The sequence below is a fragment of the Kitasatospora sp. NBC_01302 genome (assembly GCF_035976515.1).
Taxonomy (GTDB): domain Bacteria; phylum Actinomycetota; class Actinomycetes; order Streptomycetales; family Streptomycetaceae; genus Kitasatospora.
This window is the reverse complement of sequence record NZ_CP108404.1, coordinates 3,414,914-3,434,075: the sequence shown is the minus strand read 5'-3', so window position 1 is coordinate 3,434,075 and position 19,162 is coordinate 3,414,914. Positions and strand designations below refer to the sequence as shown.

Genomic DNA, 19,162 nt, shown 5'->3' with positions numbered 1-19,162 from the left:
GTTCGGCGGGTGCTCAGCTTCCGCCGCCCCAGCCCGCTGCTGGCCCCCGACCTCAAGGGGTTGCCCCGGGCGCGCCGGCGGAGCGCGCTGGCCGCCGTCGACCTGCGGGACCTGTCCTGGCGGCGGCGGGCCACCCCGGCGCTGCTGGCCATCGTCGGCGTCTGCATCGCGGACCTGTCCACCGGGCGGGAGCGCTACCTGGCCCCGCTGATGACGGTGGTGCCCTCGGTCGCCGCGCTCACCCTGTCGGCGGTCGGCGTGCTCGGGGTCTGCGCCGTGGGCCTGGTGGCGCTGATCGGGCTCAACCACTACGACCAGGTCACCGCCGTGCACGACCAGCGCTTCCTGTTCGGCTCGATGATCACCTATGCCGCGCTGACCGTGTTCAGCGCCTATGTCGCGGAGATCCGGATGCGCCGGGCGGCGGCCTTCGCCGCCGTCAGCTCGGTGGCCGAGGCGGCCCAGCGCGCGCTGCTGCGCCGGCCGGGGCCCGAGGTCGGCCCGCTGCGGCTGGCGGTGCGCTACGCCTCGGCGGCCGACGAGGCGCGGATCGGCGGCGACCTCTACTCGGTGCTCGACACCCCGCACGGCACCCGCGCGGTGGTCGGCGACGTGCGCGGCAAGGGGCTGGACGCCGTGCAGACGGCCGCCGTGGTGCTCGGCGCGTTCCGGGAGGCCGCCTATGACGAGCCGGGCCTGCGCCAGGTGGCCGCCCGGATCGAGGCGAGCGTCGAACGGCACGCTCCGGACGGGGAGTTCACCACCGCGCTCTTCGTGGAGGTGCGCGGCGGCGGGGCGATGGAGCTGCTGCAGTACGGGCACGTGCCGCCGCTGTGGGTGGGCGCGGACGGCTCGGTGACGGTGCTGGAGGCCCCCGATCCGTGGGTGCCGCTCGGGCTCGGCCGCCTGGCCCCGGGCCAACCGCAGAGCTGGGACCAGCGGTTCGGCGCCGGGGACGTGCTGGTGCTCTGCACCGACGGCGTGGTGGAGGCCAGGCGCAAGGGGAGCGGGGAGTTCTATCCGCTGGACCAGCGGGTCGGCGCGCTGGTCGCGGGGGCCGGCGGCTCGGTGTCCGAGCTGGACGACGCGGTCGGGCGGCTGTACGCCGACCTGCTCGCGCACACCGGCGGCGAACTCAACGACGACGCGCTGCTGCTGCTGGTCAGCCGGATCGACTGACCGGCAGCACGCGGCCGGGGCAGGCGGTGGTCAGGCGGTGACGGCCTCGGCCAGGGCGCGGAAGATCAGCGCGGTGGAGGTGGCGCCCGGGTCCTGGTGGCCGATGCTGCGCGGGCCCAGATAGGAGGCGCGGCCCTTGCGGGCCTGCAACGGGGTGGTGGCCCGGGCGCCCGCCTCGGCGGCCTCGGCGGCCAGCGCGCTCGCCTCGCGCAGCGTGAAGCCGTCGAAGGCGGCGCGCTCCAGGGCGGCCACGCCCGGTTCGAAGGCGTCGACCATGGTCTTGTCGCCGACCGCGGCGCCACCCAGCTTCTGCACCGCGCCCAGCCCGGCCCGCAGGGCCTCGGCCAGCGCGGTCAGGTCCGCGCTCGGCGCCGGCAGGGCCGCCCCCGCGACGCGCAGCGCGGTGCCGTAGAGCGGCCCGGAGGCGCCGCCGACCTTGGAGATCAGCGTGCTGCCGGCCTTGCCGAGCACGGTGCCGGGCGTGGCGTCGGCATCCAGCGCGTCCACGGCAGCGGTCACGGCGGCGAAGCCGCGCCGCAGGTTGCTGCCGTGGTCGCCGTCGCCGATCGCCGCGTCCAGCGCGGTGAGTTCCTCGTGCTGCCGGTCGATGGCGGCGGCTGCGGCGCGCAGCCAGCCGAGCGCGAGTTCGCGGTCCAGGTCGTTGCGCATGCGGGCTTTCCTCGAAGGGCTCGGGTCCGGGCGGGCGTCGGGGCGGGGGGTGGTCCGGGCGGTGGTGCTCCTGGCAGCGGGGCGGCCGGTCAGTCGCGGCGCAGGGCCGCGGTGCGCACGGGGGCGTCCCACAGCTCCAGGAGGTCGGGGTCGACCTTGGTGAGGGTGAGCGAGAAGCCGGCCATGTCCAGGCTGGTGACGTAGTTGCCGACCAGGTTGCGCACGATGGTGATGCCGCGCTCGGCCAGCCGGGCGGCCACCTCGCCGTAGACGATGTACAGCTCCAGCAGCGGGGTCGCGCCGAGGCCGTTGACCAGGGCGATCACCTCGTCGCCGGCGGTCAGGGTGTGGTCGGCCAGGATGGTCTCCACCACCTCGGCGACCAGCTCGGCGGCCGGACGCAGCGGCGCGCGGCGGCGCCCCGGCTCACCGTGGATGCCGACGCCGACCTCGATCTCGTCCTCGGGCAGCTCGAAGCCGGGGCGCCCGGCGGCCGGCACGGTGGCGGCGGTCAGCGCCACCGCGAAGGAGCGCGAGGCGGCCACCGCGCGCTCGCCCATCGAGGCGACCTCGGCCGCCTTGGCGCCGCGCTCGGCCAGGGCGCCGGTCACCTTCTCGACCACCACGGTGGCGCCGGTGCCGCGCCGCCCGGCGGTGTAGGTGGAGTCCTGCACGGCGACGTCGTCGTCGACCAGCACGGTGCGGACCTCGGTGCCCTCCTCGGCGGCCAGTTCGGCGGCGAGCGAGAAGTTCATGACGTCGCCGGTGTAGTTCTTCACCACGAAGACCACCCCGGCGCCGCCGTCGGTGGCGTGGACGGCGGCCAGAAGCTGGTCGGGCACCGGGGAGGTGAACACCTCGCCGGGGCAGGCCGCGTCCAGCATGCCGGGGCCGACGAATCCGCCGTGCAGCGGCTCGTGGCCCGAGCCGCCGCCGGAGATCACGGCGACCTTGCCGGGCCGGGGTGCGTCGGCCCGGTGGATCACCCGGTTCGCCCGGTCCACCGTCAACTCCGGGTGGGCGGCGGCGATTCCGGCCAGGGTGTCGTCGAGCACGGACTCGGGGGTGTTGATCAGCTTCTTCATCGGTGTCTCCGGTGGGGGCGATTGGACCGGCTCGCCTCCGAACCTACGCCACCCGGGGAGGGTTCCTCAGACGTTCGCCAGGACGTGGCGTGGCGGGCCCGGCACGGTCGGTCTAGGCTCGGTCGGCATGAGGAGCTCGGTGGGAATCGTCCTGGTGTCGCACAGTCCGCTGCTGGGCGCGGGGGTGCGCGAGCTGGTGGAGCAACTGGGCGGGGGCTCGGTGGCGGTGGAGGTGGCGGCCGGGACCGAGGACGGCGGGATCGGGACCAGCTACGAGCTGATCGCCGAGAGCGTGCGCAAGGTGGACGGTGGCGCGGGGGTGGTGCTGCTGCCGGACCTCGGCAGCTCGGTGCTGACCGCCCGGGCCGTGCTGGCCGACCTGGAGCGGGCGGAGCTGGTGCTGGTGGATGCGCCGTTCGTGGAGGGGGCGGTGGCCGCGGTGGTCACGGCCTCGACCGGGGCCGCGCTGGCCGAGGTGGTCCGCTCGGCGCAGGAGGCCTGGCAGGCGCACAAGTTCTGACGGGCAGCGCTATTTGGCGTCGGCGTAGCACTCCACCACGGCGGTGCTCATCGGGAACCTGACCGGGCTCGCCCCGAAGACCAGCCGGCTGGCCTCGTCCGCCGCGGCGGTGACGGCGGCGGCCACCTGATCGGCCGTATCGGCAGGGCTGTGCACCACCACCTCGTCGTGCTGGAAGAAGACCAGGTGCGGGCGGGACCCGGGGCGCTCCAGCTCGGCCAGCCGGCGGCGCAGTGCGGCCAGCAGGGCCAGCGCCCAGTCCGCCGCGCTGGCCTGGATCACGAAGTTGCGGGTGAACCGGCCGCGGGCCCGGGTGGAGCGCCCGCCCTGCTCGCCGCCCTCGCTGCCGGGCTCGGCGGTGCTCTCGGCCAGGTCGAGCCAGGCGTCGGAGGGCGGCGGGCAGGGGCGGCCCAGCCGGGAGCTGACGATGCCGCCGTCCTCACCGGTACGGGCGGCGGCCTCGACGTAGCCCATCGCGGCCGGATAGCGCTGGCGCAGGGTGGCCAGCAGCGGGCCGATGTCCCCGCTGGTCTGCCCGTACATCGCGCCGAGCAGGCCGAGCTTGGCCTTGTCCCGGTCGCCCTGGAAGGCGGTGGCGGCCAGCGCCTGGTACAGGTCGCCGCCGGCGGCGGTGCGGGCCAGCGCGGCGTCCCCCGAGAGGGCGGCCAGCACCCGGGGCTCCAGCTGGGCGGCGTCGGCCACCACCAGCCGCCAGCCGGGATCGGCCACCACCGCGCGGCGCAGGATCCGCGGGATCTGCAGCGCGCCGCCGCCGCGGCTGGCCCAGCGCCCGGAGACCACCCCGCCGACCACGTACTCGGGGCGGAAGCGGCCGCCGCGCGTCCAGGCGTCCTGCCAGGCCCAGCCATGCGCGGCGTGGATCCGGGACAGCTCCTTGTAACGGATCATCAGCTCGGCGGCCGGGTGGTCCACCTCGCGCAGCTCCCAGGAACGGGTGGAGGTGAGCCGGACGCCCTGCTCGGCGAAGGCGCGCAGCACCTGGGTGTGCGAGTCGGGGTTGAACGGCTTGCCGCCGAGCACCTGCTGGAGCCGCACGGAGAGCTCCGCCAGCCGGGCCGGCTGGGTGCCGGCGATGTGCGGGCGGGGGCCGAGCAGCTCGGTGAGCAGCCGGTCGTGCACCTCGGTGCGCCAGGGCAGGCCGTCCTCGGCCATCTCGGCGGCGGCCAGGGCGCCGGCCGACTCGGCGGCCACCAGCAGCCGGAAGCGTGCGCGGGCCTCGTCACCCTCGATGGCGCGCAGCCGGCGCTGCTGGTCCGCGTGGACCTCCAGCACGGCCGCCAGCGGATCGACGCCGGGCGGCAGTTGCAGGCGGTCGGGGGCGAAGAGGGTGTCCTGGGCCTCGCTCGGGCCGGCCTCGGGCAGGTCGGCGGGCACCGGCAGGCCGCGCAGCCGGGCCACGGCGGCGCCGAGCGAGCGCGGCGCGCCCCAGCGGCCCTCGTGCGCCAGCAGCAGGGCCTCGACCAGCCGCAGGTCGTGGCAGCGGCCGAGCCGGTGCGGGAGCTGGGGCAGCAGCGGGGCGTACCCGGACTCGGCGGCGGCCCAGACCCAGCGCGGGTGCTCGGCAGCCTCCAACTCGGCGACGGTGCTGGCGAGCTCGGCGGTGCGCAGCGGAGCGCCGACCGGCTCGCCCGCCTCGGTGAGGCGGTGCAGGCGGCCACCGCGCCCGTGGGCGTCGGGGACCAGGGCGATCCTGGCGGGCACGGCGGGACTCCGTATCGGTACGAGCGAGCGGTGCGGGGCGGGCGGGTGGTGCGGACAGGCGGGGCAGCAGCTGGGGCGACGGGCCGGGGTGCTGCCCAGCCCCGACCGTAGCGCGCGGCACTGACAGCGGCGCGTAGGGTCGGCGGAATGACGGACAATCCCTTCTTCGCACCCAGCCGGCTGCCCTACGGACTGCCGCCCTTCGCCGAGATCCGCGTGGAGCACTACCGGCCGGCCCTGGAGGCGGGCATGGCCGGGCAGCTGGCCGAGATCGCCCGGATCACCGCGAATCCCGAGCCCGCCACTTTCGAGAACACCGTGGTGGCCCTGGAGCGCACCGGGGAGCTGCTGCGCCGGGTGCTGGCGGTGTTCGAGGTCAAGACGGCCGCCGACACCGATGCGGTCCTGCAGGAGCTGGACGCCGAGTTCAAGCCCCGGCTGGCCGCGCACCGCGACGCGGTCCACCTGGACCGCGCGCTCTTCGCCCGGATCGACGCGGTGCACGCCGAGCGCGCCGGGCTGGAGCTGGACGCCGAGTCGCTGCGCCTGCTGGAGCGCCATCACAGCCGCTTCGTGCGGGACGGGGCGCAGCTGCCCGAGGCCGACCAGCAGCGGCTGCGCGAGCTGAACGCCGAGCTGGCCGCCGCGACCGCCGCGTTCGGGCAGAACCTGTACGCCGCCAACGCGCAGGGCGCGCTGGTGCTGGAGCGGGCCGAGGAGCTGGCCGGGCTCTCCGAGGCCGCGATCGAGGCCGCGGCCGACAACGGCCGGGCCCGCGGGTACGAGGGCAGGTACGTGCTGAGCCTGCTCAACTTCACCGAGCAGCCCGCGCTGGCCCAGCTGACCGACCGTGAGGTCCGGCGCCGGCTGCTGGCCGCCTCGGTGGACCGGGCGCTCGCCACGAACGGGCCGGTGGCCGCGCGGATGGCCGCGCTGCGCGCCGAGCGGGCCGCGCTCTTCGGCCACCCGAGCCACGCCGCCTACGTGGTGGAGGACGAGACCGCGGGGAGCGTGGCTGCGGTCACCGAGCTGCTGGAGCGGCTGGTGCCGCCGGCGGTGGCCAACGCCGAGCGGGAGCTGGAGCGGCTGCGGGCGGCCGCCGAGGCCGACGGCGTCACTGACTTCGGCCCGCACGACCTGGCGTACTACGCCGAGCGGGTGCGGCTGGCCGAGTACGACCTGGACAGCGCCGCGCTGCGCCCGTACTACGAGTTGGAGCGGGTGCTGCACGACGGGGTGTTCCACGCGGCCGGCCTGGTCTACGGGCTGAGCTTCACCGAGCGCCCCGAGCTGGTCGGCTACCACCCCGACACCCGGGTGTTCGAGGTCTTCGAGCAGGACGGCACCCCGCTGGGTCTCTTCCTGGCCGACTTCTTCGCCCGGCCGTCCAAGCGCGGGGGTGCCTGGATGGACGAACTCGTGCTGCAGAACGGCCTGTTCGACCATCGGCCGGTGGTCTACAACAACCTGAACATCACCAAGCCGGCGCCCGGCTCCCCGGCGCTGCTGAACGCCGACGAGGTCCGCACGGTGTTCCACGAGTTCGGCCACGCGCTGCACGGCCTGTTCTCGGCGGTGCGCTACCCGCTGCTGGCCGGCACCCAGGTGCCGCGCGACTTCGTGGAGTTCCCCTCGCAGGTCAACGAGATGTGGGCGAACTGGCCCGAGGTGCGGGCCAACTACGCCCGGCACCACGAGACGGGCGAGCCGCTGCCGGCCGAGCTGGTGGACCGGCTCGCCGAGGCCCAGCAGTTCGGCGAGGGCTACCGGACCGTCTCCTACCTGGCCGCCACGCTGCTGGACTGGGCCTGGCACACCCTGCCGGCCGGCGAACTCGTCGAGGACGCGGGCGCGTTCGAGGCCGCGGCGCTGGAGCGGGCCGGCCTGGCGCTTCCCGCGGTGCCGCCGCGCTACCGGACGGCGTACTTCAGCCACCTGTTCACCAACGGCTACAGCGCGGGCTACTACGCCTACATCTGGTCGGAGGTGCTGGACGCCGACACGGTCGAGTGGTTCCGCGGCAACGGGCGGCCGGTGCGCGAGAGCGGGGAGCTGTTCCGGCGCGAACTGCTCGCCCGGGGCAACACGGTGCCGGCGCTGGCGGCGTTCCGCGCGGTGGTCGGGCGCGAGCCCGATGCCGCGCCGCTGCTGGCCCGGCGCGGGCTGGCCGGGTAGACCGGGTCATGCGGACGCGGGTGCGTCACGAGCGGACTCGTGGCGCACCCGCGCACCCGCGCACCCGCGCGGCCCGGGCCCGGCCCGGGGTGACGGTTCAGCCCGGGATGATCGAGAAGGCGCCGCCCTGCAGCGGGGTCTCGGTGTACTGGCCGCTGTCGATGGCCTGCGGCCCGTAGTTCGAGAAGCTCTGGCCGTTCACCGTGAGGTTGGCGAAGTCCAGCTCGTTGAAGGACGGGTAGCTCTGGCTCGGCGACTCGATGACCGCCTCGGCGCTGACGTTCTGGGCGCGCAGGGTCTTGGTGACGGTCTTGGTCCAGCCCTTGGTCACGTCGGTGAGCGTCAGCGTGTAGCTGCTGCGGCTGGTGTTCACCACGCTGGCGTTGAAGGTGTCGCCGGCGCTGACCGGGTTGCTGAAGTACTGCGGCGGCGCCGGGTACATCTCGTACCAGGCGGAGTAGACCGGGGAGCCGCTGGAGCAGTCCGCCTGGACACCGGTCTGCTCGACCGTCGACGAGCCGTAGCCGTCGATGCCGATCCACGGGGCGAACAGGTCGTTGGTGGTGTTGCACTGGACGTCCGGCATGGTCCAGGAGCCGGTGATGCTCTTGAAGCCGCTGCCCTGGGCGACGTAGCCGCCCCAGTTGCTGTCGCCGGAGAACGGCTGGCCGCCCCAGGTGTGGTGCGGGGCGTAGAAGTGCGGGGTGGCGGCCTGGGCCGCGGGGGCGGCGAAGGCGGCACCGGAGAGGGCGAGCAGCGCGGCTATGGCGGCGCGGGCGGGCTTGCGCAGGCGAGTGCTGGTCATGTGGGGCTGCTCCTTGAAACGTGGGGGGTCGACACGCCGAGCAGCCCTCGGGTGGGGCCTGAGGACTGCCGGGTGTGCGGATCAGCGTGCGGTCCGGTGGTCACCGGCTGGAAGGCGGAAAGGGGGACAGGAATCTGCCATGGCGGAAACATGACAGCTTGTCGGAACTCCTGGTAGTCGCCCTGGCGCACTCCGACACCGGATCGGCGATGGTCCGTCAGATGTGCCTGGCCGAGTCCCAGTTGCCGCCGCCCGCCGGGACGATGGCGAACGATCCGTTCTGCAGCCCGGTCTCGGTGTACTGGCCGCTGTCGATGGCCTGCGGCGCGAAGCTGTCGAAGACCTGGTTGTTCACCGTGACGTTGGAGAAGTCCAGCTCGTCGAAGGACGGGTAGCTCTGGCTCGGCGACTCGATGACCGCCTCGGCGCTGACGTTCTGCGCGCCCAGGTTCTGCGTGGTGTTCTCGGTCCAGCCGAGGGTGTTGTCGGTCAGCGTCAGCGTGTAGTTGCCGTTGCCGTCGGTGGTCACGCTGCCGGTGAAGCTGTCGCCGGTGTTCACCGGGTCGCTGAAGTACTGCGGCGGCGCCGGGTACATCTCGTACCAGCCGGAGAGCACCGGCGAGCCGCTGGAGCAGTCCACCTGGACGCCGGTCTGCTCGACGGTCTGCGAGCCGTAGCCGTCGATGCCGACCCAGGGGGCGAACAGGTCGTTGCTGGTGTTGCAGGTGACCTGCGGCATCGTCCAGGAACCGGAGATGCTGGTGAAGTTGCTGCCCTGGGCGACGTAACCGCCCCAGACGCCGCCGTCGTAGCGGCGCGCGCCGTGGCCGTAGCGCAGCGCGGTGTGCGAGCCGTGCTGGGCGGGGCCGAAGGTCGTGGTGGAGCCCGGGGCCGCGGCGAAGGCCGGCGTGGCGAGCGCGGCCCCGGAGACGGTGAGTGCGGCGGCGACGGCGAACCGCAGTGCACGAACGGTGCGAAGACTGGACACGGGGTACTCCTCATCCGTGGGGGTGGAGCACCGCGGCTGCCCTCGGGTGGGGGCCTGACGGCTGCCGGGCGATGCGGCTCAGCGTGCGGCCCCGTGGTGACCCGCTGGAAGGTGGAGGCCGGGGCCGGAATGCGACATGGCGGTAACATGACAGCTGTCAGAACTCTTGATTTCCGCCCTGACGTGCACCAAAGTCGGGTCGACAACAGGCCGGACGCCGAGGTGAGAGGCCGGTCGCGGAGCAGTGTGAGCCGGGGGCAGGGCAGGTGGCCGAGCAGTGGACGGGGCGGTTCGGTGGCCTGGGACTGGCCGCCGACCAGGAGTTGCTCTACCTCCACCTGCTGTCCAGCCCGGGCCTGAGCGCGGCTCAGCTCGCCGGCGCGCTCGGGATCGCCGCCGAGCAGGCACAGGCGGCGCTCGGCGCGCTGGCCGAACTCGGCCTGGTCGAGCGGCCGGTGGCGGACGGCGGGGTGTGGAGCGCGGCGGCCCCCGACGTGGCGCTGGAGGAGCTGCTGCTCCGTCGCGAACTGGAGCTGCGCCGCACCCGCGGGCGGATCACCGAACTGCTGCGCACCTACCGGCGTACCAGCAGCGGCCCCGAGGGCGAGCTGGTCGAGGTGATCACCGGGCGCGAGTCGATCTCCGAGCTGTGGCGCAGTCTCCAGGTGGGCGTGCGGCAGCAGTTGCGGGTGCTGGACAAGCCGCCGTACATCCGACGCTCCGACCCGGAGCTCGAACTCGCCGCGCTCGGCCGGGGGGTGCGGATGCGGGTGGTCTACGAGAGCCAGGTGCTGCGCGACCCCGAGCGGGTGGCCGAGATCCAGCTGTACGCCGGGGCGGGCGAGCAGGCCCGGGTGCTGCCCGCCCTGCCGCTCAAACTGGCGCTGGTGGACGACCGTTGGGCGCTGCTGCCGGTCAGTTCGGGCACCGAGCTGCAGAGCGTGCTGCTGGTGCGCCCCTCCTCGCTGCTGGACGCGCTGGCGGGGCTGTTCGAGCTGTACTGGTCGCGGGCGATGCGGGTGCCCGCGGCCGACTCCACCGACCTGCCGCGCGACCGGCACCGCCAGTTGCTGACACTGCTCGCGGCCGGGCTGACGGACGAGAGCATCGCGCGGCAGATGGGCGTCTCGACGCGGACGGTGCAGCGCTGGGTGCGGGAGCTGATGGACCGGTTCGGCGCGCGCACCCGGTTCCAGGCCGGGATCCAGGCGGCGCGCGCCGACCTGCTCTGAGGGCTCCTTCGACCGGGGCCCCTCAGCTCGTGACCGTCAGGGTGGCCTCGGTGCCACGGGGGAGCCGGACCTGCGGGTGCCCGGGGGTGCGGGTGTCGAGGGTCGCCCGGTCCGTGCCGGTGACGGTGATCCTGGCGGTGGGCGGGGCGGCCAGCTCGGTCCAGCCGCCGTCGGCCCGGAAGGTGACGGTGTAGGAGCCGGCCGCCCAGCTCTCGTGCTCGGGGCGCCCGGCCAGGACGGGCGCGTACGGTCCGAAGGCCGGGCCGTCCCCGGGCGCGGGCGCCGCGTCCGTCCCCAACGCGCAGTAGCCGCCGTCGCCCTGGCACCAGTACCACATGGTCCAGGCGCTCGCGAAGCCCGCCATCGCGGCGATCTGCTGGCGCACCAGCTCGGTGTTGCCCGGGGTGCGGGAGTTCGGCGGGCCCCACTCGCCGACCAGCAGCGGCATCCGGTGGGAAGTCGGGTAGGCGCTGATCGCGGCGGTGTAGGAGGCGATGAAGCCGTCGGCCGGGTTCCAGTCGGCGCCGTCCTCGACCGCGGTGTCGTAGAAGTGCGGGGCGTAGCCGAGCCGCGGCGGGCCCGGGCGCGGGTCGGTGAAGCCCGGCAGCCGGGTCGGCACGCCCTCGCCGACCAGGACGGTCGGCTCGACGAAGAGCCAACTGCGCTGGTCCACCGCGCGGATCGCGCCGATCAGCCGCTGGTACATGGCCGCCAGGCGTCCCTGTTCGAGCTGTGCCGAGGCGGCGGCGAGCACCGCCGGGTCGCTCGGGTCGCCGTCGACCGGTCCGAACGGCTCGTTGAACAGGTCGTAGCCCAGCAGCGAGCGGTGGCCGCGCAGTTCGGTGGCCAGGTGGGTGTAGAACTCGGCCTGCCAGCGGCGCAGGTCGGCGTCGTCGTAGAGGTGGCGGAAGGCGGCCTGCACGGCGGGCTGGAAGTAGCCGGCGAACCAGTCGTTCGGGTCCGGGACGAACGGCAGTCCGTCGTCCCGGGTGGCCCAGGGCGGGATGCCCCGGTCGCCGCCGCCGAAGGCCGGGCCGTAGACGTCCTGGTGGAAGTCGATCACGGCGAGCAGGCCGTAGCGGTCGGCCCAGCCCAGCAGGCGCTGGAGCTTGGCGAGTTCGGCCTGGTCGTCGTGGCCGCGGGCGGGCTCCAGGCGGTCCCAGGAGACCGCCACCCGGATCAGCGTGAAGCCGCGGTCGGCGATGGAGCGCAGGTCGGCCTCGGTGGTCTCGTCGTACTTGTCGAGATCGAAGCCGCGCGGTTCGAGGGCCCGCCCCGACCGGTCGGTGAAGAGCACCCGGCCGTCGGGGGTGGGGCTCGCGCCGGTGGGGAAGTCGGCACGGGGGTAGCCGGGCTGCGGGGCATCGGAGTGCGGGGTGCCCGGTTGGGCGAGCGCGGGGGGCGCGCCGATCAGCAGGGCGGCGGCGGTCAGCAGGCTCAGCAGCAGGGCGGCGGTGCGGCGGGTGGCGGTGCGGCGGGCGGCGGTACGGGTGGCGGGGACGGAGGGGGGATCGGTGTGGCGGGCGGCGGTACGGAGGGCAGTGATGCGCAGGGCGGCGGTACGGAGGGTGTGCACGGACACCTCGCACGGGCGGCGGGCAGGATGGGCGCCGATGCTCGCGCACCGGCGCCGCCGCGCGCAAGAGTGCCGCCGTCGCTACGCGCCGTCCGCCGGCGGAGCAGGGATCTCGGGCGGCGAGGCGGAGGTGCCGCCCGGCAGCGGGGCCGCCGGCAGGGGCGCGGCGGCGGCCAGCCGTCCCCAGAGCAGGTCGGCCAGTGCCTGCACCATCCGGGCCCGGGGGCAGGGCCGCTGCTCCAGCCACCAGTCCCCGGCGGCCAGCACCATGCCGGTGATGCCCCGCCCCCAGGCCTCGGAGAGCAGCGGTCCGTCGGGGCCGAGGTCGACCTGGGCGGTGACCGCCCGGGTGATCTCCTCGGCGATCTGCCGCAGCGCGGGCGCCAGCGCGTTGCCCACGCCGTGGGGGTCGCCCGGCTCCGGGTGGGTGAGCAGTTGGTAGACCTGCGGACGGGACTCGATGCCGGCCAGGTAGGTGTCCAGCACGTGCTCCACCCGCTCGCGGCGCTCCAGCGGTTCGTCGAGCGCGGTGCGCACGGCGGCCAGCAGGCCGGAGGTGTGACGCTCGGTCAGCGCCTGGAAGAGTCCGCTGCGATCGCCGAAGTGCCGGTAGAGGATCGGCTTGGTGATGCCCGCCTCGGCGGCGATCGCGTTCATGCTCGCGCCCGGGCCCTCCCGGCCGACCACCCGGTCGGCGGCGTTGAGCAGCTGCTCCCGGCGCGGTTCCTCGCGCGGTTCCTCCAGGGCGGTCACCCGGCCCTCCGTTCTCTCGGCTCCCCGTTGCGCTGTGCGTTGACAGCCGTGAGCTATCAGTAGCAGACTCCGACCATGTTACCCGGGGTAACACCCCATGGGTCCCCGGTGGGTGTGGCCCCGTGCGGCACGCCGGTCCACACCCCGGGCGGCCCGGCGAGCGGCACCCCGGACAGCACACGAACAGCACACGGAACAGCGCGCGGACAGCACACCGCACGGCGCGATCTTGATCCTGGAGGACTTCATGAACCCCTTCTCGCTGGCGCTCGGCGAGGACCAGCTCGCCGTCCGCGACTGGCTGCACGGTTTCGCCGCCGACGTGATGCGCCCGGCCGCCGCCGAGTGGGACGAGCGCGAGGAGACCCCCTGGCCGATCATCCAGGAGGCCGCCAAGCTCGGGATCTACTCGCTCGACTTCTACGCGCAGCAGTACTTCGACCCCTCCGGCGTCGGGATACCGGTGGCCATGGAGGAGCTCTTCTGGGGCGACGCGGGCATCGGCCTGTCGATCGTCGGCACCACGCTGGCGGCCGTGGCCGTGCTGGCCAACGGGACCGACGAGCAGATCGGCACCTGGGCCCCGCAGATGTTCGGCACCCCCGAGGACGTCAAGGTGGCCGCCTTCTGCTCCTCCGAGCCGGACGCCGGCTCGGACGTGTCGGCGTTGCGCACCCGGGCCGTCTACGACCAGGCCAAGGACGAGTGGGTGCTGAACGGCACCAAGACCTGGGCCACCAACGGCGGCATCGCCGCGGTGCACGTGGTGGTCGCCACCGTCGACCCGGCGCTCGGTGCCCGCGGGCAGGCCTCCTTCGTGGTGCCGCCGGGCACGCCGGGGCTGGCGCAGGGGCAGAAGTTCAAGAAGCACGGCATCCGCGCCTCGCACACCGCCGAGGTGGTACTGGACGACGTGCGGGTGCCCGGGCACTGCCTGCTGGGCGGCAAGGAGAAGCTGGACGAGCGCCTGGCCCGCGCGCGGGAGCGGGCGGCCGGCGGCGAGGCTGCCGGTGATGGGGCGCGGGGTGGTCAGGCGCGGGGCGGCGCGGGCAAGAACGCCGCGATGGCCACCTTCGAGGCCTCGCGCCCGGCGGTGGGCGCGCAGGCGATCGGGATCGCGCGGGCCGCCTACGAGGTGGCGCTGGACTACGCGAAGACCCGGGTGCAGTTCGGCCGCCCGATCATCGACAACCAGGGGGTGGCGTTCACCCTGGCCGACATGCGCACCCGGATCGACGCGGCGCGGCTGCTGGTCTGGCGGGCCTCCTGGATGGCCGCCAACCAGCAGCCGTTCACCGCGGCCGAGGGGTCGATGTCCAAGCTCTACGCCGGCGAGACCGCCAAGTGGGTGACGTCGCAGGCGATGCAGCTGCTGGGTGGCAACGGCTTCACCCGCGAGTACCCCGTGGAGCGGATGCACCGGGACAGCGCGATCTACACGATCTTCGAGGGGACCAGCGAGATCCAGCGGCTGGTGATCGCGCGGACCATCTCCGGGATGCCGATCCGCTGACGGCGGTCGAGCGGGCCGGTCAGGTGCGGTGCCGCTGCTCGACCGTGCAGTCGGGACCGGGGAAGATCAGCGTCTGCGTACCGTCGTCGAACCTGACCAGGTACGGGGGTTCGCCCTGGTCGCCGTGCACCTCGATGACCTCGCCCTCGCGGTCCACGATGCCGACCGCTCGGCTGTGGATATGCAGCCGGTCGCCCACGTCTGCGTGCATCTGCGGGACTCCTTTCGATGGTGGTTCCCGGTGGTGGATGGTCCTGCCGGGGGCAGTTCCTGAGGGCATCCCATCAGAGCGCGACCGTTCGCACGCCTTGCGTTACTCCGTCCGGCCGGGGATGTGGCCGGCGCCGGGGAGGGGGTCGGCGAGGGAGTCGGAGACGGGGGAGTGGGCGGCGGCGGTGGCAGCGGCGGCTGGGACGGGTGCGGGCGGCGCGAAGCGGGGTTCGCGGCGCTCCAGGAACGCGGCCAGGCCCTCGCGGACGTCCGGCGCCTCGCGGGAGCGGCGCTCCCAGGGGGCGAGGGCGGCGCGGGCGGCAGCCGGATCGGGCGCGGCCAGCGCCGCCTTGGCCGCGCCGATGGTCTGCGGCGAGCGGGCGGCCAGCAGCCGGGCGAACGCCAGGGCGCGGGCGTCGAGCAGCTGCGGCGGGTGCACCTCGTCCAGCAGGCCGAACCGCTCGGCGCGCTCGGCGTCCACCAACTCGCCGGAGAAGAGCAGGTACTTGGCCCTGGCCGGCCCGACCAGGCCGGCCAGCCGGGCGGTGGGGACCGCCGGGTAGACCACGCCGAGCTTGGCCGGGGTGATCCCCAGTCGCGCGTCCGCCGCGCCGAACCGCAGGTCGCAGGCGAGCGCGAGCTGGCAGCCGCCGCCCACGCAGGCGCCGTGCACCACGGCCAGCGTGGGGTGCGGGAAGGCGGCCAGCGCCTGCTCCGCCTCGACGTTGCGCGCGTGGTAGGCGTCGGCGCGGGCCGGATCGGCGTACACGGTGGAGAGTTCGGCGATGTCGGCCCCCGCGCTGAAGGTCCCCGCGGCGCCGGCGACCAGCAGGGTCCGCACGCCCGGTCGGGCCGCGAGGCCGGCCAGCAGTTCGGGGATCGCCTGCCACATCGCGAGGGTCACGGCGTTGCGCCGCTTCGGCCGGTCGAGGACGAGCACGGCCACGCCGTCCGCCTCGTCGTGGAAGACGCGCAGCCCCTCGGTGGGGGAGGGGAGTTCGGCGCGGTCGGCGGTGAGGGTCTGGTCGGTCATGCGGCCAACTCTCGCAGGTGGATGCGGTGGCCGACGGTGGTGGGCATGGTTGAATGCGCGGGACGGTGAGGCGGGACGGTGAGGGTGCGACCGAGCCGTGCCTGTCCGCGTTGTGCGTTGCCCGAGCTGTGCCTCTCCGCATTGTGCGTTGCCCCAGCCCGCCGAACCGGCAGACGAGGAGTCGATCAGTGGACCAGGAAAAGCTGCTGTCCCGGGACGCCTGGCTCGCCTCGCTGCCCCGCTCCTACACCGCCGCCGGCACCCTGCTGACCGACGAGGCGGGCCGGGTGCTGGTGGTCAAGCCCAACTACCGCCCCGGCTGGCAGTTCGCCGGCGGCGTCATCGACCTGGGCGAGGACGCGCTGGAGTGCGCGCGGCGGGAGCTGCGCGAGGAGACCGGGCTCGACCGGGAGATCGGCCACCTGCTGGTGGTCGGCTGGATCCACCCCTCCGAGCAGCTGAACCACCCCTCGGTGCACTTCCTCTTCGACGCGGGGAGCGTGCCGGTCGGCACCGAGATCACCCTCCAGGAGGCCGAACTGGAGGAGTACCGCTGGGTCGAGCCGGAGCAGGCCTGCGAACTCCTCGGCGAGGCACGCGCTCCCCGGCTGCGGGCCGCGCTGGCGGCCAGGGCGGACGGCGTGGTGCGGATCGTGTCCGGGACGGTGTCGGGGATCTGAGGCGCGGGCGCTTCGGGGCCTGACCGGTTGAGACGTGGCGGTGCGGAGTTGGTGAGCGAAGTGGGCATGGGGACGGGCATGGGTGTGGGGAGCGGAACGGACATGGGGACGGGCGTGGGTACCGGGACGGGCATGGGCTCGGGGGCGCTGGCGCCTGGGCAGGTCGAGGTCGGCTGGGTCGCGGTCACGGCGGCGAACGCAGCAGCCGCCGGCGCTGCCGCGGCCGGGGTGCTCGACGAGGCGGAGCGGCAGCGCGCCGCGGCGTTCCGGCGGGACGAGGACCGGGCGCTCTACCAGGTCGCCCACGTGGCGCTGCGCAAGGTGCTGGCCGAGCGCCTCGGCCGCGACGCCGCGGCGGTGACATTCCGGCGGGCCGTCTGCCCGGGCTGCGGCCAACTGCACGGCCGGCCCGAGCCGGTGGACGCGCCGGGCCTGGAGTTCTCGCTCTCGCACAGCGGCGACCTCGCGCTGATCGCGCTGGCCGCGCACCCGGTCGGCGCGGACGTCGAGCGGGCCGACGCCTTCGCGCCCGGCGCCGGTGCCGAGGTCGCCACCCAGCTGCACCCGGCCGAGCAGGCCGCACTGGCCGCGCTGGCCGATCCGTCGCCGCAGCGCTGGGCGGCTGCGGCGGTGCGCTGCTGGGTGCGCAAGGAGGCGTACCTGAAGGGGACGGGCATGGGCCTCGGGCGGGGCGTCGGCGTCGACTACGTGGGCCTCGGGCCTGGGTTCGGGACGGCGGCGAGGGGGTCCGGTGCGCTGCCGTCGGGTGCACAGGCGTTGGGTGCACAACCGTCGGGTGCACAACCGTCCGGTGCGCTGCCGCCCGCCGGGTGGGAGCTGCGGGCGGTCGAGGTGCCGCCCGGTTACGACGCGGCGATCGCGCTGCGGCTGCCGCCGGGCCTGTCGGGCGAGGCGGTCCGGGTACGTTCGGTGGAGTTGCGCCTGAGCTGACGGAACGTCGGGTGGTCCGATCCCTCCCGGGCTATTCGGTCCGGGTGCGCTCGCTCGGGTCGACCAGCCGCGGCCGGACCCTGGGCTCGCGTTCCAGCAGCCCCAGCCCGGCCATCCGTTCGGCCGCCAGCAGCACCGCCTGCTGCAGCGCCTCGGCCGTCGCCTCGACCGCCGGCACCGCCCCCGACGGCCCGGTGCGCCGCAGCAGGCGCACGACGTAGCCGCCGGGCACCGCGAGCCCGGCCACCACTCCGTGGGTCAGCCGGCTCGCGGCCGTTGCGGTCAGGATCGCCGGGCCGAGTCGAGCCGCCAGCATGCTGTAGACCGCGAACGGATAGCGGGCCACGTGCTGGACGGACGGCACGATGCCGTGCTCCGCGGCCAGCCGCTGGAAGACCACGCCCCGCGGTGAGTCGGCCGGTGCTCCGATCCACGGCCGGCCCGACAGTTCGGCCCAGTCGGCCGGCTCCGCCCACCCGTCGGGCAGCACGAGCCGGTACTCGTCCTCCAGCAGCGCCGTGGCCCGGACTCCGGGCGGCAGCGGGGTGGGTGCGTCCTGGTCGTCGGCGATGACCAGGGCGTCCAGCTCACCGAGCCGCAGCGCACGCAGGCCCTCGGCCGGCCCTGTTTCGACCAACCGCGGCTGCAGGGCCGGATGCGCCGTGGCGAGCAGGTGCAGGGCGGTCGTCGCGAAGTAGCTGATCGCGGTCGCCGGAACGCCGATCGCCACCGGCCCCGCCGCCTGCTCGCCCAGCGCGTTCAACTCCCGGGTGGCGTCGGTGAGGGCCTGCTGGATCCGTTCGCCCGCCTGGGCCAGCAGCCGCCCCGCGGCGGTCAGTTCGGCCCGTCCGCCGGTGCGGTCCACCAGCGGGACGCCCGTCTCCCGCTCCAGCCGGTTCAGTTGCTGCGACACCGCCGACGGCGTGTGCCCCAGGGCCCGCGCCGCGGCCGCCACGCCGCCGCCCTCGGCTATCGCCCGCAGGATCATCAGCCTTCTCGGATCGAGCTCCATTGCGCCACCTCTCCCGTCTCTCCCGTCCACGTGCGTCCCGGCGCCGGCCCTGGCTCTGCGCTGGCCCGGCCCGTGCTGCCGTGCCCGTGCTGCTCGGTCCGCGTTGCCGTGCCGTGCCGTGCCCGTCGCACCGTTAGCGAACCTACCGGGGGCATGCAGCTGTGCTGTCTTCCGGCAGCCCGGGCGGTCGGCCACAGTGAGGACGCCCTCGTCGGGCCTCGCCCCGCCTGCCGCCCGCCTGCTCACCCCGTGCCTCTCGGAGACCGCTCATGCCGCTGCCCCGTCCGCTCACCGCCGTCTGTACCGGAGTCCTCCTCGCCGCCGCAGTGACGGGCTGCCAGTCCGGCGGCGGCCCGGGGCGCACAGCCGGCACAGCCGGCGCGGCTGCCACGGCGGCTGCAGCTGCCGAGGCCGCCCGCTGGACGATCGCCATGCCCCCGGTGGCCAACGGCTACCAGCAGCAGCAGCCCACCGCCGCCCAGTTGAGCAAGATCAACGACACCATGGCCAAGCTGACCGCCCAGCTCCACCTCGACGGCCAGACCGTCACGGGCCTCTACGACGACCCCGCCGAGGACGCCTGGCTGATCGTCACCGGAGTCAACGGCAGCGGCTTCGACCAGAACGCCCTGCAGACCCTGATCAAGTCCCCCGCCATCAGCGGCGACGGCGCCGGGGACAAGTTCAGCACCACCTACCAGTCGGTCGACCCCGGCCCGCACGGCGGCAGCGACACCTGCCAGCAGACCCTGGAGACCAGCCCGAGCATCTACGGCACCCTGGCCGTCGAGTCCACCACCTGCATGTGGCTCACCCCGACCACCTTCGGCGCCGTCTACTTCGACAACAAGCGGGACGGCAAGATCGACTCCCACTCCTCCGCGATCACCCCCGCGATCGCCGGCCCGATCATGCGGGGCATCCGGGACAGCGTCGAGCACAAGTCCTGAGCCGGGGCGGTAGTGGTACCGCTCCGGATCGGCGGTGGCGCGGGAGGTTGCCCGGTGGGTCGCCGCACGAAGTGGGTCGTATGCAAGCGGCTTTCGGTGAACCGGCCCA

General features: G+C 74.5%; 18 protein-coding genes. 8 read left to right on the top strand and 10 right to left on the bottom strand.

Annotation, left to right across the window (positions count from 1 at the left end; all coding sequences use genetic code 11):
• Nucleotides 1-9: 9 nt before the first annotated feature.
• Nucleotides 10-1,179 carry a PP2C family protein-serine/threonine phosphatase gene (locus OG294_RS14605; RefSeq protein ID WP_327066942.1) on the top strand — a complete coding sequence of 390 codons (1,170 nt, stop codon included), beginning with the start codon at nucleotides 10-12 and terminating at the stop codon, nucleotides 1,177-1,179.
• Between the two features lie 30 nt (nucleotides 1,180-1,209).
• Here the strand turns inward: OG294_RS14605 and dhaL are convergent, their stop codons facing one another.
• Both dhaL and dhaK read right to left on the bottom strand, forming a co-directional pair.
• A complete protein-coding gene (gene dhaL / locus OG294_RS14600; RefSeq protein WP_327066941.1) occupies nucleotides 1,210-1,848 on the bottom strand; it encodes a dihydroxyacetone kinase subunit DhaL in 639 nt (212 codons plus the stop codon).
• Between the two features lie 89 nt (nucleotides 1,849-1,937).
• Nucleotides 1,938-2,933, bottom strand: coding sequence for a dihydroxyacetone kinase subunit DhaK (dhaK, locus tag OG294_RS14595; protein WP_327066940.1), 996 nt, complete (start codon nucleotides 2,931-2,933; stop codon nucleotides 1,938-1,940).
• Between the two features lie 127 nt (nucleotides 2,934-3,060).
• Between dhaK and dhaM the strand changes: the two genes are divergently transcribed.
• Nucleotides 3,061-3,453, top strand: a complete 393-nt coding sequence (gene dhaM, locus OG294_RS14590) for a dihydroxyacetone kinase phosphoryl donor subunit DhaM (RefSeq protein WP_327066939.1) — start codon at nucleotides 3,061-3,063, stop codon at nucleotides 3,451-3,453.
• A 9-nt stretch (nucleotides 3,454-3,462) separates the two neighbouring features.
• On the opposite strand, the gene OG294_RS14585 is transcribed toward dhaM, so the two are convergent.
• Entirely contained in the window at nucleotides 3,463-5,175 is a 1,713-nt protein-coding gene (locus tag OG294_RS14585; RefSeq protein ID WP_327066938.1) for a bifunctional 3'-5' exonuclease/DNA polymerase, read from the bottom strand.
• A gap of 147 nt (nucleotides 5,176-5,322) precedes the next feature.
• On the opposite strand from OG294_RS14585, the gene OG294_RS14580 reads away from it, so the two are divergent.
• On the top strand, nucleotides 5,323-7,350 hold the full coding sequence (locus OG294_RS14580) for a M3 family metallopeptidase (RefSeq protein WP_327066937.1): 2,028 nt from the start codon (nucleotides 5,323-5,325) through the stop codon (nucleotides 7,348-7,350).
• 97 nt (nucleotides 7,351-7,447) lie between these two features.
• Here OG294_RS14580 and OG294_RS14575 read toward each other — a convergent pair whose 3' ends face one another.
• Nucleotides 7,448-8,155, bottom strand: a complete 708-nt coding sequence (locus tag OG294_RS14575) for a G1 family glutamic endopeptidase (RefSeq protein WP_327066936.1) — start codon at nucleotides 8,153-8,155, stop codon at nucleotides 7,448-7,450.
• Nucleotides 8,156-8,372: 217 nt separating this feature from the next.
• Nucleotides 8,373-9,143 carry a G1 family glutamic endopeptidase gene (locus OG294_RS14570; protein WP_327066935.1) on the bottom strand — a complete coding sequence of 257 codons (771 nt, stop codon included), beginning with the start codon at nucleotides 9,141-9,143 and terminating at the stop codon, nucleotides 8,373-8,375.
• Nucleotides 9,144-9,409: 266 nt separating this feature from the next.
• Here OG294_RS14570 and OG294_RS14565 point away from each other — a divergent pair, with 266 nt between their 5' ends.
• Entirely contained in the window at nucleotides 9,410-10,375 is a 966-nt protein-coding gene (locus OG294_RS14565) for a LuxR C-terminal-related transcriptional regulator (protein ID WP_327066934.1), read from the top strand.
• 22 nt (nucleotides 10,376-10,397) lie between these two features.
• Here the strand turns inward: OG294_RS14565 and OG294_RS14560 are convergent, their stop codons facing one another.
• A complete protein-coding gene (locus tag OG294_RS14560) occupies nucleotides 10,398-11,951 on the bottom strand; it encodes a glycoside hydrolase family 5 protein (RefSeq protein ID WP_327066933.1) in 1,554 nt (517 codons plus the stop codon).
• Between the two features lie 81 nt (nucleotides 11,952-12,032).
• Entirely contained in the window at nucleotides 12,033-12,704 is a 672-nt protein-coding gene (locus tag OG294_RS14555; RefSeq protein ID WP_327066932.1) for a TetR family transcriptional regulator, read from the bottom strand.
• A gap of 247 nt (nucleotides 12,705-12,951) precedes the next feature.
• Between OG294_RS14555 and OG294_RS14550 the strand changes: the two genes are divergently transcribed.
• A complete protein-coding gene (locus tag OG294_RS14550; RefSeq protein ID WP_327066931.1) occupies nucleotides 12,952-14,217 on the top strand; it encodes an acyl-CoA dehydrogenase family protein in 1,266 nt (421 codons plus the stop codon).
• A 19-nt stretch (nucleotides 14,218-14,236) separates the two neighbouring features.
• On the opposite strand, the gene OG294_RS14545 is transcribed toward OG294_RS14550, so the two are convergent.
• Both OG294_RS14545 and OG294_RS14540 read right to left on the bottom strand, forming a co-directional pair.
• A complete protein-coding gene (locus OG294_RS14545; RefSeq protein ID WP_327066930.1) occupies nucleotides 14,237-14,428 on the bottom strand; it encodes a DUF1918 domain-containing protein in 192 nt (63 codons plus the stop codon).
• Between the two features lie 102 nt (nucleotides 14,429-14,530).
• Complete coding sequence (locus tag OG294_RS14540) at nucleotides 14,531-15,460, bottom strand: enoyl-CoA hydratase/isomerase family protein (RefSeq protein WP_327066929.1); 930 nt, start codon at nucleotides 15,458-15,460, stop codon at nucleotides 14,531-14,533.
• 188 nt (nucleotides 15,461-15,648) lie between these two features.
• On the opposite strand from OG294_RS14540, the gene OG294_RS14535 reads away from it, so the two are divergent.
• On the top strand, nucleotides 15,649-16,140 hold the full coding sequence (locus OG294_RS14535) for an NUDIX hydrolase (protein WP_327066928.1): 492 nt from the start codon (nucleotides 15,649-15,651) through the stop codon (nucleotides 16,138-16,140).
• A gap of 102 nt (nucleotides 16,141-16,242) precedes the next feature.
• Nucleotides 16,243-17,091 carry a 4'-phosphopantetheinyl transferase family protein gene (locus tag OG294_RS14530; RefSeq protein WP_327066927.1) on the top strand — a complete coding sequence of 283 codons (849 nt, stop codon included), beginning with the start codon at nucleotides 16,243-16,245 and terminating at the stop codon, nucleotides 17,089-17,091.
• 31 nt (nucleotides 17,092-17,122) lie between these two features.
• Here the strand turns inward: OG294_RS14530 and OG294_RS14525 are convergent, their stop codons facing one another.
• The gene (locus OG294_RS14525; protein ID WP_327066926.1) at nucleotides 17,123-18,103 is read right to left on the bottom strand and encodes a LysR family transcriptional regulator; all 981 of its coding nucleotides are present in this window, start codon (nucleotides 18,101-18,103) and stop codon (nucleotides 17,123-17,125) included.
• A 269-nt stretch (nucleotides 18,104-18,372) separates the two neighbouring features.
• Here OG294_RS14525 and OG294_RS14520 point away from each other — a divergent pair, with 269 nt between their 5' ends.
• Complete coding sequence (locus OG294_RS14520) at nucleotides 18,373-19,053, top strand: hypothetical protein (protein WP_327066925.1); 681 nt, start codon at nucleotides 18,373-18,375, stop codon at nucleotides 19,051-19,053.
• The last annotated feature ends 109 nt before the right edge of the window (nucleotides 19,054-19,162 follow it).

Excerpts from the sequence above, each read along its gene's own strand:
- dhaL (WP_327066941.1), bottom strand. The coding sequence starts at position 1,848 with ATGCGCAACGACCTGGACCGCGAACTCGCGCTCGGCTGGCTGCGCGCC.
- dhaK (WP_327066940.1), bottom strand. The coding sequence starts at position 2,933 with ATGAAGAAGCTGATCAACACCCCCGAGTCCGTGCTCGACGACACCCTG.
- dhaM (WP_327066939.1), top strand. The coding sequence starts at position 3,061 with ATGAGGAGCTCGGTGGGAATCGTCCTGGTGTCGCACAGTCCGCTGCTG.
- OG294_RS14580 (WP_327066937.1), top strand. The coding sequence starts at position 5,323 with ATGACGGACAATCCCTTCTTCGCACCCAGCCGGCTGCCCTACGGACTG.
- OG294_RS14575 (WP_327066936.1), bottom strand. The coding sequence starts at position 8,155 with ATGACCAGCACTCGCCTGCGCAAGCCCGCCCGCGCCGCCATAGCCGCG.
- OG294_RS14550 (WP_327066931.1), top strand. The coding sequence starts at position 12,952 with ATGAACCCCTTCTCGCTGGCGCTCGGCGAGGACCAGCTCGCCGTCCGC.
- OG294_RS14545 (WP_327066930.1), bottom strand. The coding sequence starts at position 14,428 with ATGCACGCAGACGTGGGCGACCGGCTGCATATCCACAGCCGAGCGGTC.
- OG294_RS14540 (WP_327066929.1), bottom strand. The coding sequence starts at position 15,460 with ATGACCGACCAGACCCTCACCGCCGACCGCGCCGAACTCCCCTCCCCC.
- OG294_RS14530 (WP_327066927.1), top strand. The coding sequence starts at position 16,243 with ATGGGGACGGGCGTGGGTACCGGGACGGGCATGGGCTCGGGGGCGCTG.
- OG294_RS14525 (WP_327066926.1), bottom strand. The coding sequence starts at position 18,103 with ATGGAGCTCGATCCGAGAAGGCTGATGATCCTGCGGGCGATAGCCGAG.
- OG294_RS14520 (WP_327066925.1), top strand. The coding sequence starts at position 18,373 with ATGCCGCTGCCCCGTCCGCTCACCGCCGTCTGTACCGGAGTCCTCCTC.